This window comes from Candidatus Pelagibacter ubique HIMB140 (genome assembly GCF_025558165.1).
Taxonomy (GTDB): Bacteria; Pseudomonadota; Alphaproteobacteria; order Pelagibacterales; family Pelagibacteraceae; genus Pelagibacter; species Pelagibacter ubique_T.
Genome location: NZ_LAMZ01000001.1, coordinates 1335781 through 1350570, shown reverse-complemented (window position 1 = coordinate 1350570; position 14790 = coordinate 1335781). Strand labels below are relative to the sequence as shown.

At 32.0% G+C, this 14790-nt stretch carries 15 protein-coding genes; 5 read left to right on the top strand and 10 right to left on the bottom strand.

What is annotated here, in order from left to right; translation table 11 throughout:
- Positions 1 to 3 precede the first annotated feature (3 nt).
- Genes VP90_RS07200 through VP90_RS07170 form a run of 7 tightly spaced genes read right to left on the bottom strand, consistent with a single transcriptional unit; the run spans position 4 to position 7296 of the window.
- Positions 4 to 378 carry a cytidyltransferase gene (locus tag VP90_RS07200; RefSeq protein ID WP_075506148.1) on the bottom strand — a complete coding sequence of 125 codons (375 nt, stop codon included), beginning with the start codon at positions 376 to 378 and terminating at the stop codon, positions 4 to 6.
- Positions 375 to 785 (bottom strand): AAA family ATPase, encoded by a 411-nt coding sequence (locus VP90_RS07195; RefSeq protein WP_262590435.1) that lies wholly within the window; start codon positions 783 to 785, stop codon positions 375 to 377. The genes VP90_RS07200 and VP90_RS07195 overlap by 4 nt, the downstream gene beginning before the upstream one ends.
- Complete coding sequence (locus VP90_RS07190; RefSeq protein WP_262590434.1) at positions 785 to 2020, bottom strand: M24 family metallopeptidase; 1236 nt, start codon at positions 2018 to 2020, stop codon at positions 785 to 787. Before VP90_RS07190 ends, VP90_RS07195 begins: the two co-directional genes overlap by 1 nt.
- Positions 2017 to 2652, bottom strand: coding sequence for a class I SAM-dependent DNA methyltransferase (locus VP90_RS07185; protein ID WP_262590433.1), 636 nt, complete (start codon positions 2650 to 2652; stop codon positions 2017 to 2019). Before VP90_RS07185 ends, VP90_RS07190 begins: the two co-directional genes overlap by 4 nt.
- Complete coding sequence (locus VP90_RS07180; protein WP_262590432.1) at positions 2652 to 5057, bottom strand: GcvT family protein; 2406 nt, start codon at positions 5055 to 5057, stop codon at positions 2652 to 2654. The genes VP90_RS07185 and VP90_RS07180 overlap by 1 nt, the downstream gene beginning before the upstream one ends.
- Positions 5057 to 6097 (bottom strand): homocysteine S-methyltransferase family protein, encoded by a 1041-nt coding sequence (locus tag VP90_RS07175; protein ID WP_262590431.1) that lies wholly within the window; start codon positions 6095 to 6097, stop codon positions 5057 to 5059. The genes VP90_RS07180 and VP90_RS07175 overlap by 1 nt, the downstream gene beginning before the upstream one ends.
- A gap of 11 nt (positions 6098 to 6108) precedes the next feature.
- The gene (locus tag VP90_RS07170; protein WP_262590430.1) at positions 6109 to 7296 is read right to left on the bottom strand and encodes an aromatic ring-hydroxylating oxygenase subunit alpha; all 1188 of its coding nucleotides are present in this window, start codon (positions 7294 to 7296) and stop codon (positions 6109 to 6111) included.
- 272 nt (positions 7297 to 7568) lie between these two features.
- Here VP90_RS07170 and VP90_RS07165 point away from each other — a divergent pair, with 272 nt between their 5' ends.
- The 5 genes from VP90_RS07165 (at position 7569) to VP90_RS07145 (ending at position 12356) form a co-directional block, all read left to right on the top strand.
- A complete protein-coding gene (locus tag VP90_RS07165) occupies positions 7569 to 8579 on the top strand; it encodes a glycine betaine ABC transporter substrate-binding protein (protein ID WP_262590429.1) in 1011 nt (336 codons plus the stop codon).
- A 56-nt stretch (positions 8580 to 8635) separates the two neighbouring features.
- Entirely contained in the window at positions 8636 to 9523 is an 888-nt protein-coding gene (locus VP90_RS07160; RefSeq protein ID WP_262590428.1) for an ABC transporter permease, read from the top strand.
- A 57-nt stretch (positions 9524 to 9580) separates the two neighbouring features.
- On the top strand, positions 9581 to 10309 hold the full coding sequence (locus VP90_RS07155) for a methylenetetrahydrofolate reductase (RefSeq protein ID WP_262590427.1): 729 nt from the start codon (positions 9581 to 9583) through the stop codon (positions 10307 to 10309).
- Positions 10302 to 11660: an aminomethyl transferase family protein gene (locus VP90_RS07150; protein WP_262590426.1), complete on the top strand. Its 1359-nt coding sequence runs from the start codon at positions 10302 to 10304 to the stop codon at positions 11658 to 11660. Before VP90_RS07155 ends, VP90_RS07150 begins: the two co-directional genes overlap by 8 nt.
- A gap of 150 nt (positions 11661 to 11810) precedes the next feature.
- Positions 11811 to 12356 (top strand): hypothetical protein, encoded by a 546-nt coding sequence (locus VP90_RS07145; protein WP_262590425.1) that lies wholly within the window; start codon positions 11811 to 11813, stop codon positions 12354 to 12356.
- Here the strand turns inward: VP90_RS07145 and VP90_RS07140 are convergent.
- Genes VP90_RS07140 through VP90_RS07130 form a run of 3 tightly spaced genes read right to left on the bottom strand, consistent with a single transcriptional unit; the run spans position 12353 to position 14787 of the window.
- Complete coding sequence (locus VP90_RS07140) at positions 12353 to 12520, bottom strand: hypothetical protein (protein ID WP_262590424.1); 168 nt, start codon at positions 12518 to 12520, stop codon at positions 12353 to 12355. The two genes, VP90_RS07145 and VP90_RS07140, sit on opposite strands and share 4 nt — an antisense overlap.
- Complete coding sequence (locus tag VP90_RS07135; RefSeq protein ID WP_262590423.1) at positions 12513 to 13124, bottom strand: DUF3726 domain-containing protein; 612 nt, start codon at positions 13122 to 13124, stop codon at positions 12513 to 12515. Before VP90_RS07135 ends, VP90_RS07140 begins: the two co-directional genes overlap by 8 nt.
- 1 nt (position 13125) lies before the next feature.
- The gene (locus VP90_RS07130) at positions 13126 to 14787 is read right to left on the bottom strand and encodes a hypothetical protein (protein WP_262590422.1); all 1662 of its coding nucleotides are present in this window, start codon (positions 14785 to 14787) and stop codon (positions 13126 to 13128) included.
- Positions 14788 to 14790: the final 3 nt, after the last annotated feature.

Sequence of the window (14790 nt, the reverse complement as noted above, 5' to 3'; positions counted from 1 at the left end):
AGGTTATTTTAATTTACCCTCTTCTCTCATTTGAGCTCTAATTTTAGTGGCTGAAATTTTTTGAGTTTCTTCATCTAAAACTATTTCCTCAATTTTGTAACCAACACCTCTTCCATAACAAATATTTGTAATATTGGGAACCAGCATAATTTTAAATTGACCTTCAAATTCAGGATTTAATCTTTCTTCGATATTTTTTTTTACGGTTTCAAAATCAAATGGATTGTCATCCACTCCTTGCACATCTCTTATTTGGATACAAACTTGTCCTGTTTTTTTAATTATCTCTTTAAACAGTTTATAGTGTCCGTCATGAAAGGGTTGCCATCTTCCCAACATTTGAGCTGTCGGTTTTTTATTATCCCATTGATATGTCATTTTTTAATCTCCTCAATTATTAAAGGTGCCCATTTCTTAGCATCCTGAGTTGTTACATGGTAGTCAAAGTTTTTTGGATTAACAAACATTTGATTGGTATCTTCAAATCTACTTTTCTTTATTGTATCGACCCAAATTCTAAAATCTGCTGGAAACATACTTCTTGCCTCCGGCGTAGGAGCAACAAAGTCTGCAATTACATAATGACCCTCTGCCTTTAATTTAAGAGCAAATTCAGCCATTCTTTTTGCTTGTCTTACTCTTCCTTCTTCTGAAAAATTCCAATCATCAGCAGCTTTTCTGACTTCATCTGCATTTAATCTTTTAGCGTTTAAATGAGGTGCCATTTCATTTGCTAAAGTTGTTTTACCTGCACCAGGTAAACCCATAACTAAAATAATTTTCATTAAATATCTTCTAACGGATGATGGGACATTAATTCAAGTCCATTTTCACCAATTAGGTATTGTTGCTCAAGCTTAACACCTTCTTTACCACCTACTTTTCCAATATAACTTTCTACTGTAATAGTCATATTTTTCTGAAAACAACCTTCCTTTTGACCACCATCTGTTGGGTATCTTATGAATGGCCATTCATCACAGAGTCCAATTCCATGAACCATACAAGAATATCTATTTCCATAATAGTCATCAGGCAAATTCCATGATTTTTCAATAAATTCCTTAAACGATAATCCTGGTTTAATTAAATTAGAATTGTAATCAATTTGTTCAACTGCCATTGAATATAGTTTTTTTTGATCATCATTAAATTTGTTTCCAACAACAAATGCACGAGATATATCTGCACAATAACCATAGGGGCCAACCATGTCAGTATCAAAAGAAACAATTTCTTTATCTTGGATAATTTTATTACTGCATTCTTGCATCCATGGATTAGTTCTTTCTCCTGAAGCTAACAATCTACATTCAATCCACTCACCATAATTTTCTATATTCGTTTGATGGAGTATTGACCATAATTCATTCTCGGTCATTCCTGGTTTTAATTGTTCCTTCATCTTAACAATACCCATTTCAGCGACATCAATCGCTGATCTCATACATTTAATTTCATCATTTGATTTTATTACTCTTGCTTGTTCTAAAATTAATTTAGCATCAACGACTTGGATGTTCTCTTTATTTAATGCTGAAACCGCAGGACCATTTAAAACATCAATAGCAATTTTTTTAGATTTAAAATATGAGTTTGATAAATCTTTAACTTCATTAACCCATTTTTTTAATTGTTGTTCTGATTGATCACCGTTACTAAAATAATCCCAAGTAATCACAGGTCTTAATTCATCAATAAGATTCAAATGCTCTGATAATTTCTCACAATTGAAATACTCATAAAGTATTGTAGGACCATTAACTGGAATAAAGCAATACCTTGTTAGGTTATGCATATTATAAACACTCATGTTTACACTATCTAATGCATATCGAACATTTACTGGGTCGAATAAAATACACGCTTCTAAATTATTTTTTTCTAATTCTTTTTTAACTCTATCTAAACGATAAGATCTTAGCTTATCAAAATCTATCTCGTCTTCTCTTAATCTTTTTTTGATAATAAAATTCTGTTTAGGTTTAAATTCTGGAACTATTTTTCTCTTAAATCTCATTTTGTAACTTTATAAATTCCTAACCATGCATTTACATTTTTACTAGCTATGTAATCTGATTTAAAGAAATCTTTTTCTTCCCATAATTCTTTGTTTTTAAATTCCTCTATTTTTGTATCAAAACTGTATTTCTTAAAAATACCCTCATTTATAGTGAAACCAATATAGCCGCCTGATTTGGTGATTCTTAAAAATTCATCTAAAGCATTATTTTTGACATGACCAAATGTGAAAGTTCCAACGCATAACACGCTATCATAAGTATTATCTGCTTCGGGAATTTCTTTGTTTAAGTCTAATTTACTTAGTTTTTTGTAAAGGTTTTTTGGAACTGAATTTAAAAGATCTTGGGATAAGTCTATTCCATGAAAATAATTAAATCCAAATTTCTCTAATTCTTGAGCAACTAACCCTGTACCGCAACCCGCATCGAGTATTAATGCATCTTTATTTTGCTGATGTTTATTAAAAGCTGCAGCTGTTTCTTTTGGACCTGTATAGTTCCAATCGATCATGTCTTTATTATATTTATTATTTTCTGCCCAATCTGCGTAATAACTCATCACGTCTTCTGTTTTGTCTAATTTATAAATATTTAAATTTTTAGATACGTCTTTATCTTGATCAGACATTAACTTCTCATTTTTTGACCACTTGGATCATAAAGTGGTTCTTTAATTATTGAGCAATTAAATAAATCTCCATTTATCTCTACTTGAACTTTATTTTCAGATTTAATTTTATCCTGATCAACAAAAGTAAAAGCAACACTCTTATTTACAAAATGTGCAAAACCACCTGAAGTAACATAACCTATACTTTGATCTCCATTCATAACGGCTTCATTATTTGTTACATCAATATCATTGGTTTCAACAATTAAAGGTGTAAGCTTGTGTGAGGAGTTTTCCTTTTGTGCGCTCTCTTTACCTATAAATTCTTTATCCCAATTTATAAAAGCATCTAATCCTGTTTCTTTAGCAGTAAAATCTGGTCTATAATCTAATGTCCAAGCTCCCCAATTTTTCTCAAGCCTCATCGACATTAATGCTCTTCCACCAAAAGGTTTGATGTTAAATTCTTTTCCAGCTTCAATTAGTTCTTCGTATAATTTTAGTTGATAATGAGGAGCTACATAAATTTCGTAACCAAGCTCTCCAGTAAATGAAATTCTATTTACTAATGCAGGAACTCCTCCAACAAACATTCTTCTAGAATCTCTAAATTTAAATTTTTCATTTGAAACATCGTCTCTTACAATTTTTTCTAAAACTTTCCTTGAGTTAGGTCCTGCAATAGACAAACCATGATACTCATCAGATCTATTAGAATAATTTAAATTAAATTTATCTAAGTGACTTTCAAACCAACGTCTGTGCATTTCTTGAGCAGCACCAGATCCAAATACCATAAATTCATTTTCATCCAAGCAAGCAACTGTTAAATCTCCACACAATTTCCCCCTATAAGATAACATTGGTGATAAAGATATTCTTCCAGGTTTAGGAAGTCTCCCAGCCATTATGTGATCTAAAAATTTTCTAGCATCCGGGCCTTTGAACTCATGTTTTGAAAAATTTGCAACCTCTACCAAACCAACATTCTCTCTTACATTAATAACTTCTTTTGAAACATAATCATGTGATCTTGATCTTTTAATTGTAGGTTCTTCATGAGCATCTTCTTTATTATTTGCAAACCACAAAACATTTTCTAATCCAAAACTATCTCCCATCACAGCTCCTTGATTAACAAATCGATCATAAAGTGCTGTTGTTTTTTGTTTTCTTCCTTTTGGTAAAGTTTCATTAGGAAATGTCATAATAAATCTTCTTTCATAGTTTTCTGAAGATTTTATTGTTCCATATTGTGGTGATGCATAATCTCCAAAACGAGCAACATCCATTGCCCAAACATCAATTGAAGGTTCACCGTCAATAATCCATTCAGCAATACATTTTCCAACACCACCCCCTTGGCAAAACCCAGCCATAACACCAACTGCAACCCAATAATTTTTCATTCCAGGTACTGGACCAATCAATGGACTTCCGTCTGGACCAAAAGTAAAAGGTCCATTTACAATGTTTTTTATTCCCGCTTTCTCTAAGGCAGGCATTCTCTCAAAACCAATTGCTAATCGATCTTCAATATTATCTAATTTTGGCTCCAGTAATTCATGTCCAAAATTCATAGGAGTTCCTTCTACTTTCCAAGGAGTTGATTTTGGCTCGTAAGTTCCAAGCAACATCCCTTTTCCTTCTTGTCTAAAATAAATATTTCCCTCAAAATCTGTTCCGATAGGTAATCGTTGATCTCCCATTGCTTCAATTTCTGGAATAGGTTCAGTGATTAAATAATGATGCTCCATGGGCTGAACTGGAAGATTTAATCCTGCTAATTTGCCAACTTCTCTAGCCCACAAACCACCTGCATTAATTACTATTTCAGCATTAATGTTTCCTTTTTCAGTAAATACATCCCAGGTTCCATCTTCTTTTTGTTTTGTGTCTTTTACGACTGTGTGAGTATAATATTTTCCTCCATGAACTTTTGCGGCTTTTGCAAAAGCATAAGTAACTCCTGATGGATCAACTTCACCATCAATAGGATCCCATAATGCTAGCAAGTATCTAGACGGATCAATTAACGGATGTTTCTTTTTTACTTCTTCTAGAGAAATAAACTCTTGATCAAGCCCCATGTATCTTGCTTTTGATCTTTCTCTCTTTAAATAATCAGCCCACACTTCATTTGAAGCTAAATAAAAACCTCCACTAGGTTTAAATCCTGTTGAATGACCAGATTCTTTTTCAATCTCTTTATATAAACCAATTGTGTAAGCCATCATCCGAGAGATGTTTGGGTCAGAAGAAATTACATGAACATTTCCGGCAGCATGCCATGAAGAACCTGATGTGAGTTCATTTCTTTCAAGTAAAATACAATCTTTTAATCCAAATTTTGATAAATGGTAAAGAATAGAACATCCAACTACGCCACCACCTATGATTACAACTTTGGCATGTTTTTCCATCAATATTTAATTTCCTTATTTACTTTTTTTAAAGATTTATCAGTACCATGATGAAAATGTTTACTCATATCTGGCATGTATTTCATTGAAATTGGTTTTTTACCAATTGCAACAGACATTTCTCTAACATGATGAGCTTCGGCACCACAACAAATCCCAATAAAATTTATTTTATTTTCAACACACTCTTTTGCAAATTCTGCCATTTCAAATCTGTTACAAAATAAATTATCTAAAGCTACAGGAAATGCATTCCCACCAGGAATACAATCACAACCATGATCAGTAATATTTAAAAAACCAGGTTCTTCCTCAGTAGTTCTGTATGGAACTGGAAGCCCTGATACGTGACAAGAAACTTTGTCTCTAACTTTTTTTAAAAGTTTCATTGTCATCTCTGGTCCTCTATAACAATTTAGACCAACTACATCGGCGCCTAGATCTTCCATCATCTTACATGCATCTTCAGCACTATGTCCTTCTCTCGTTTTATCGCCTCTAGGAATTGCAAAATTACACACTGCAATCAGCCCAGCGTCTTTGATTGCTTTCAAAGCAATTTTCATTTCATCAGTCCAACTAATTGTTTCAGCAATAACAAAATCAACTCCAGCCTCTTTTGCCCAAGCAACTTGCTCCTCATACATCTGCTGACACTGCTTATGAGTATTTGCATCACCTGGATCAAATACATTTGTGTTTGCAACATCTCCACAAACCATCAAATCTAAATCTTTAAATTCAGCTGCTGCATCTTTTGCAATTTTAAGAGCATTTTTTTGCATTGGTTCTAATAAATGTTCTTTGCCAATTATTCTTAGTTTTTCTCTATGTCCGTAATAAGTAAATGCTTGGACCACATCTGATCCAGCTCTGATAAATTCTCTATGTAATTGTGTTACTACCTCGGGATGCTCCAAAACGACTTCAGGAACAAATGGACCTGCTGAAAGATAACCTCTTCTTTCCATTGCAAAAAGGTATCCTTCTGCACACATGATAGGACCCTCATTTAACCTTGTAATTAAATCTTTTTTCATAATTTATCCTTTCATTTTGTTAAATTTGTTGCAACCCATTTGTGAAACATCAAAGTAGGCGTGTCCATTACAGGCGAAAAATTTCCACCATTATAAGCTGGGGAACTTCGCCCTTTTTGCATTCCTTCTATTGCAGTTACATCTTCATTCATAACTTCTTGCCAAAATGCAAAATTTTTTTCTCGTATACCTTTAAACTCTTTGCTCGAAGCACTTTCATCTCCAATATAATATAATTCAAAGTGTTCTTTTGTTTGGTTGTTGGAAATAGGTTCTAACCAAAATGCATAAAAATGATCTATATGAATTCCTAACATTACATTTGGATATAATGATACATATTCTGACTTTTCAGAAAGTTCTGCTGGCCAATTTGGAAAACATTTAAATTTTATATTTCCATCAAACTGCTGTGAATATTTATCACTTCCTTGTCCAGAGAAATTAAAATTTTCATCCTCTATATGATAATGATCTGCAATATTTGAAACTCTATTTAATTCTGGATGTATCCATGGCAAATGATAGCTTTCACAATAATTTTCAATGGCAAATTTCCAATTACTATTTACAGTCATATCAAAGTAACCGTTGTCAGATGCATGTCTTATTAATTGTTGGTCTTTTTTAGAAATAAACTTGGACCATCTATTTTCTAAAGGTTTAATAAATTCTTCAAATGGTTTTGCATTAGAATTAATATTTATGAAGATTAAATCCATCCAAACTTTTGATTTTATTTCTTTTAGGTTGCTATTATTTTTATCAAATCCTTCTACATCATGTTTGCCTAATCCTCCTATATGAGGAGTAACAGTTAATTTACCATTAAAATTGTAAGACCAAGAATGATAAGGGCATCTTATTACATTTTTTAATTTACATTCTTGATCAACTAATTTGAAACCTCTGTGACTACAAACATTATGAAAAACTTTTATCTCATTCTCTTTGTTTCTAACTATTAATATTGGAATATCTAAAAGATTAAAAGGCTTTGCATCACCAGGATTTGGAACTGAGCTTGCAACACCAACCATCGTCCAATTATTTTTAAATACTTTTTCTTTTTCAAATTCTAAGTAATCGTCATTCAAATAACACTCATTAGGTAATCCATGAGCTTTCTCTATAGGATTTTTAACAACTTCTATTTTTTTAGGATCTAAGATGTCTGATAATTTTTTATTTAAATTCATAAACCTCCTTTAATTAATTAATTAAAAAATTAATTTAGGGTTTAAAAATTACGACTCTCTAATAATGATTTGTTGAAAAACTGTTTTGCAATTTAAAATGTAAACAAACTCTTTGAAAAAAAAATTTGCTGAAAATTTCATAATAAAACCTTAACTAAATTTATTGCATAATTAAAGACAATTTGACTTCAACTTACAATTGAATTTAATTTGCAATATTTCTCTCAATATGTTCAATTTGATTTTAAATGAATCAAATATTGGGAGATATAATGAAAATTAAAAGAATACTTCTTTTCCTAGCTGTTGTTTTTGGTCTTACTTCTTTTGGAAGTGTGGCTAATGCTGCTTGTGGAAATATTACTATCGCTAATATGAACTGGGCTTCAGCAAACTTTATGGCTGAAGTTGATAAAATTATATTAGAAGAAGGTTATGGATGTTCTGTAGAATTGGTGCCAGGTGCAACAATGCCTACTTTTACATCTATGCAAGAAAAAGGTGAGCCAGATGTTGCTCCAGAATTTTGGGCTAACGCTGCAATAGTTGCTTTGAACAAAGCAGTTGATGAAGGCAAAATGCATTCTATTAACAAAGCTCCAATCACTGGTTTAGGTGAAGGTTGGTGGGTATTACCTGCTACTTTAGAAAAGCATCCTGAGCTAACAACTGCCGCTGCAATTTTAGAAAGACCTGATCTATTCCCTCACCCTGAGGATCCTTCAAAAGGTGGCTTCCACATTTGTCCTCCAGGTTGGGCTTGTGAATTAATTAACAAGCAACACTTTAAAGCTTGGGGCATGGAAGAAAAAGGTTGGGCAATTGTTGAAACTGGTTCTGCTGCAGGACTTGATGGTTCAATTGCTAAAGCTGCTGAAAGAGGAGAAAACTGGTTTGGTTATTACTGGTCACCAACTTCTTTAGTAGGAAAATACAATCTTCAGTCAGTTGACATGGGAGAATGGGGTGGAAAAGAAAATTGGGATAATTGTCTTGTAAAACCTGAACAAGAATGTGGTACTCCTAAAAAATCTTCATGGGTAAAATCTGAAGTTTTTACTATCGCTACTGACAACTACAAAAAAACTGCTGGTGCAGAAGGTATGAGTTACTTAGAGAAAAGAACATACCCAGGCCCAGTTATGAACTCAATGTTAGTATGGATGGGAGAAAACCAAGCTGAGGGTGCAGATGCTGCAATTGAATTCCTAAAAACACAAGAAGGTGTTTGGTCTAAATGGGTTTCAAGCGATGCTGCTGCAAAAATCAAAAAAGCACTTTAATTAAATAAAATTATCGAACCCGTTGTCAAACGGGTTCGATTTTAATAAAAAGATTCATGGATTTCTTTACTAAAATTCCAGTAATGGATAGAACAGCTCTTAGAGAGTTTAAGAAAGGAATCGACTTTAGTTTTAAAGAATTTTCAAGAGCCTATGGCGAAGGTATAGAAAGTTTTTTTGATCCACTTTTATATTTTTTAATCTGGTTAGAAAAGTTACTAATCAATAGTCCTTGGCCTGTAGTAATCGGTGTCTTTGCATTATTAGCTTGGATAGGTTCTAGAAGTATAAAATTAACTATAGGTACAGTGGTATGCTTTTTGATTATCGGTTATTTTGGAATGTGGAAAAATTGCATGGCAACTGTAGCCATAATATCTGTATCTACTCTTGTTTGTATATCAGTAGGAATCCCAATTGGTGTTGTTATGTCTAAATCTCAAAGAGCAGAAAAAGCAATTTTACCAATACTTGATATGATGCAAACTATTCCAAGTTTTGTGTATCTAATTCCTATCATTATGCTTCTAGGGATCGGTAAAGTGCCAGGACTACTAGCTGTCTGTATTTATGCTTTACCTCCAATTGTAAGACTAACCAATTTAGGGATTAGAGAAGTAGATAAAGAAACTCTTGAAGCGAGTGAAGCATTTGGAGCAACCCCAATGCAGAAATTGAGATCAGTCCAAATTCCATTATCACTTCCAACAATTTTTGCTGGAATTAATCAAACTATCATGATGGCTTTAGCAATGGTGGTGATTGCATCTATGATCGGTGTAAAAGGCCTTGGAGTACCTATTTTACAGGCAATTTCTAACCAATATTTAGCCTTAGGAATGATGAATGGTTTAGCAATTGTAGCCTTAGCAATTATCTTCGATAGGGTCACTCAACAGTACGGGCAAAGAATTCAAAAGCACAGAGGTCAGCTGAAGAAGTAACTTTAGCTCAAACGAATTTTCTAGACTCATATTTCAAAATCAATAAAGATCCGAATTATGAATTTTTCTTTGGAGATAGGTCCTAAAACAGATCTTGAAACTGTACCTCCATTAAGTGATGTCTATATCACTATGCTTCCAGGAGGAGATTATAAAGAAACTGCAGATAAAGCAGCAGAGCTTGTAAAAAAAGGATTTAATCCAGTTCCACATTTTCCAGCAAGATCTATGGGAGATGAAAATGAGCTAAAGGATTATGTTACACGATGTAAAGATGCAGGAGTTAAACAAGCTTTAATTATTGGAGGAGGAAGAGAGCCTCTTGGAAAATTTGATAGTTCATTTCAACTTTTAGAAACAGGTTATTTTGAAAAAATGAAAATAGGAATAGCTGGACATCCTGAAGGGAGTCCTGATATATCCGACACAGATTTAGAAAAAGCAATGATAGATAAAAAGCCTTACGCTGATTATATAGTAACTCAATGGTTATTAGATCCTCAGCCTATTATTGATTTTATTTCTAAACAAAGCGTACCAGTGCATGTTGGAATCACTGGGCCCTTAAAAATATCTAGCTTAATTAAATTTGCTAATATTGTTGGGGCAAAAAATTCCTTAAACTTTCTTAAATCTAATTTTAGTAAGGCGTTAGATTTATTGAAACCTAAAGACCCTAATGATTTAATTGGGAAAGTTAAATCGCACACTGATAACTTCCACATTTATACATTCGGCGGCTTGAAGGAAACTAACAAGTGGTTGAGGGAGAATAGTTATGTCTAATGAATTTGACTATACTAAATTAAAACATGTTACTTCTGTTGATCAGTCAGACAGAGAAGTACCATACAACTTAAGACAAAGTGGGCCAACAAAAGTTGAAATGTTAATTTCAACAAGGGTAAGAAAATCACCTTATTGGCATTTATCAATGCAGGCAGGTTGTTGGAGAGCAACTGTATACAATCGTATTTATCACCCAAGAGGTTATGTAAAACCTGAAGATGGTGGTGCTATGGTTGAATACGATGCTATCGTAAACCATGTAACTATGTGGAACGTTGCTGTTGAAAGACAAATAAGAGTTAAGGGTCCAGATGCAGAAAAATTTACTGATTATGTGATCACTAGAGATGCAACTAAAATTTCACCAATGAGAGCAAGATATGTAATTCTATGTAATGCATATGGTGGAGTTTTGAATGATCCAATTCTTTTAAGAATTTCTGAAGATGAATTTTGGTTTTCATTATCAGACTCTGATATTGGTTTATATCTTCAAGGTGTAAACGCAGATGGAAGATTTGATTGTAAAATTGAAGAAATTGATGTGAGCCCAGTTCAAATTCAAGGTCCTAAATCAAAAGCATTAATGAAAGATTTATGTGGAGATCAAGTAGATTTCGATAATATGCCTTTCTATGGATTAGCTGAAGCAAAAGTTGGAGGAAGAGATGTTGTGATTTCACAATCTGGTTTCTCAGGAGAAGCTGGTTATGAAATTTATCTAAGAAACTCTACTTTATATGCTGAGGATATGTGGAATGCTGTACTTGAAGCTGGAAAAAAACACAGCTTAATGGTTATTGCTCCTGCTCACCACAGAAGAATTCAAGCAGGAATTCTTTCATGGGGACAAGACATGGATCAACAACACAATCCGTTCCAATGTAATTTAGGTTATCAAGTTTCTTTGTCTGGAAAAGGAGAATGGAACAAAACCGCTGATTATGTTGGTAAGGCTGCACTAGAAAAGATGAAAGAGGAATTAAAAGCAGGTAAAAAACCATACAAACTCCAACTAGTTGGTATGGAATTAGGTGGTAAACCTATTGATAATTATGCACCTGACTTTTGGTTAGTTTCTCCTGAAAGTGGTGGAGATCCGGTAGGATTTTTAACGTCACCATGGTGGCATCCTGAGAAGAAAACAAACATTGCAATGGGATATGTTCCTTTTGATGGAACATTAAATGCAAATGGTTTTCCAAAAGGAAAAGTAGGAACTAAATATAAAGTTCATCTACCTACAGAATATTCAGAAACTCCAGGAACACCTGTTGATGCTGTAGTAGTGGATATTCCATTCAAAGAGTCTTTCAACGCAAACACAAGAGAAGTTGTAAAAGGCTAAATTTATTTAGGGGGAGTTTTTTAAACTCCCCCAAATTTCAATGACAAAAGGGTTTTTAATAGCAATTTGCATTATTATTGCGATTGCTTTAATAGTATTTCCATTAATTGTTTCTTATAAAGCTCAAAAAAATAAAAGAGATAAAAATTAATGTTTGGTGAATTTTTAAATATAGTTTTCAAATCAATAAAATTAGATAAAACACTTTATTCTGATAACAGAAATTATGGTGAAGCTTCCATATATTTTGCAGGCTTAATAATGATTTTAGATGGAGTTGCTGGCGCAGTAGCAGCTAACACTGTCATTAAAACTGCAATAGGAATGTCGGGTCTAACAGCAATTGTTACTTGGTTAATATGGGCGATCTTTATTTTTGTGATAGGTGTTAAACTTTTTCCAGATAAACAAACCAAAGTATCATTTAAAAAAGTTTTAACTGCAGTTGGTTTTGCTCATGCTCCTGGTTTATTAAGATTTTTTGCAGTAACTCCAGATTTAATGATACCTATTATTTTTCTTACTCAATTTTGGATTTTTGCAGGTTTAATCATTTCAACAAAAGAAATTTTAAATTTAAAATCTAATTTTAAATCTTTTGGTATAGTCTTATTATCTTTTTTGATAATAGCTTTTCTGTCAATTACATTCGTAATGAGCAGAATGAACATGCTTCCAACTAATCAGATTAGCTAGATTGGAAAAATAGTTTTTGAAACTCTACAAGATTTACAAATTTTAAAACCAGTTAAGATTAAATTTTGAGATACACTCTCATCCTCTTCTTTACACTCATCACAAATATTATTTAAATCTTCACTGTTATCTTGATCCTTAATTTCATCAAAATTATCAGTCATTATCTGTTAGGCCTGCACCTGCCCCACCTTGTTTTAAACTCTCGGATTCTTCAACAAAAATATCTTCAGACAATTTGTATAAATCCTTCCACTCTTCCTCAGAAAAGTTATCAATATTTTCTAAAAAACTGATCTCTAAATGATTTGCAATAGACGGAAATTCGTTATTAGGAATATTAGAATAGATATTTAAATTTAGATTTAAAATAATTTCTTTTTTATCAAGATTTATATGAATTTTTTTACCAATAATTTCTGATGCCCTACTTACAAAAGCTAAAAATATTGAAGGGTAAGCAACATTATTTAATTCAATTTTTTTTAAGAATTCTAGAGATTTTGATTGATCTAAAAAACTAACTCCAAGAATAATTGGACAATAAGATTTTGCTGGAGGTTGATTTTTTTCTAATATTAAATTTAAATTTTGAAAACTATTTTCTTTCCTTTGAGAAAAATATTTATTTATATGCTTAATACCTGGAAGACCAAAGGATTCTAATAGTCTTACGCACTTTGCTGTTTCTTCAGCAACTCCCCATGAATATCCGCTAGCTTTAGTTGCTCTTTTAACAGTGGTTTCAATTTCACTTAATGATTTCATGTTAAATTTTAGTTTTATATACCCACTGCTCATCGTAATTTTTTAATTCATGAGGTAATGGTGCTCCTTGAAACATACAAATTCTTAACCATTTGTCAGATCTTGGGTCAAATTTTAACGCCCCAAAGAAAGATAGCTTCAATCTCAACATATCAATAGGCATTATGTTTTTACCAATTGTATTATCTTGAATTTCTGAATAAGGAAATTTTTCAACTATAAAAACCCTTCTAATAACATGTCTTAAATCAGAGTTTTTTATTAAAAAGTCAGATACGGTTTGACTATTTTTAGAAACCAATAATATTTCGTAGAGCTTTTTTATATCCCTAGCTATTGCTAAAGGTTGTTCTAATTCTGAACCATGTTCTTCAAATCTATCAGCTAGTCTTGGCTCTTCTTTATTTTTTGAGATAAACCAAAAATTTTGATTATTTTCTTTTTTTTCAAAATTTATTTCTAATATATTTGGATATTTTTTCTCAATTATACTTCTTAAATCTTCAACAGTCCTATGAGTTGGTATATTAAAAAATTTTTCTTCATCAGAGCTCATTTCTTTTACTAAAGGTTCAGTTATTTCACTATATGGTTCCATCATAATGGATACTATGTATTCAATACATTCTTCACATGTTTCTTTCTCAAGCCACTTATAAATACTGTTGAAGGGATATTCTTTTGTAAAATCAAAATCATTCTCAATGAATTTCAAAAATTTTTGAACATCTTTTAGTAGATTATTAATTTTATTTTTTTGATATTCACTATCAGTGTTCCAACTTGTAATGTTTGTTAGTGATTTTTTTACACAATCAATAAAAAGTTCACTATCCTTTTTATTTACATTTTGAATTTCTCTAATTTTTTTTAAAGCTATTTCTCTACTTAAAATCCAGTTATTTAAAAGTGTTGGATGATTAACAATAAAGGGGGCCATTCCTAATCCGGTAGAATTTCCAATACCTAGATTTTTAGAGATTTGCTCATCTAGTTTTACTGCTTTTTTTGGGTTCCTATGAAAAGCAACATGATTAACTTGGTCAAAAGTAAACTGTCTTACAAGATAAACCAGCATCATTTCTAATCTAAATGGTCCATTAATTTCCTCACGATTTTTTATTCTAAACCTATCTGCTAAACCGAATTTACCAGATCCATAAACAGCAGTAGTTCTGTATAAATAACCAACTTTTGACAATAAATTTAAATCTGGTTGTAATCCTTGACTTAAACTCTCTGTTACATGATTAAATAATCGTACAGATTTATTCGCTCTTGATAATGTAAGTTCTTTATAAGAAAGTCTTCCAACTTCTTGTTTGGGAACTTCATTTTTCAATCTTTCAATATCTTTTTTACCTGGCACTCCATCATGAAGAGTAAAAGCCGCATCCCATTTAGTAGCTATAACTCTGTCTGATCTTTCCTCATCTTTAATATGATTTGCAAAACAAACTAAAGAATAAACTCTTTTGTCTTTTTTAAATGAATAAACTGCCTCACCATAACCATTTTCATCTAAATTAAACAAATCTTGTTTATATTCCCAGTCTTTAAATTCATTCAAAAAACTTCTTAAAAAAGATAATTTTGATTGATGAAAAGATCCTAAACGAGATAATTTCATAATAGTGTTTGGATCTCTTAGTTCTACTTGCATAAA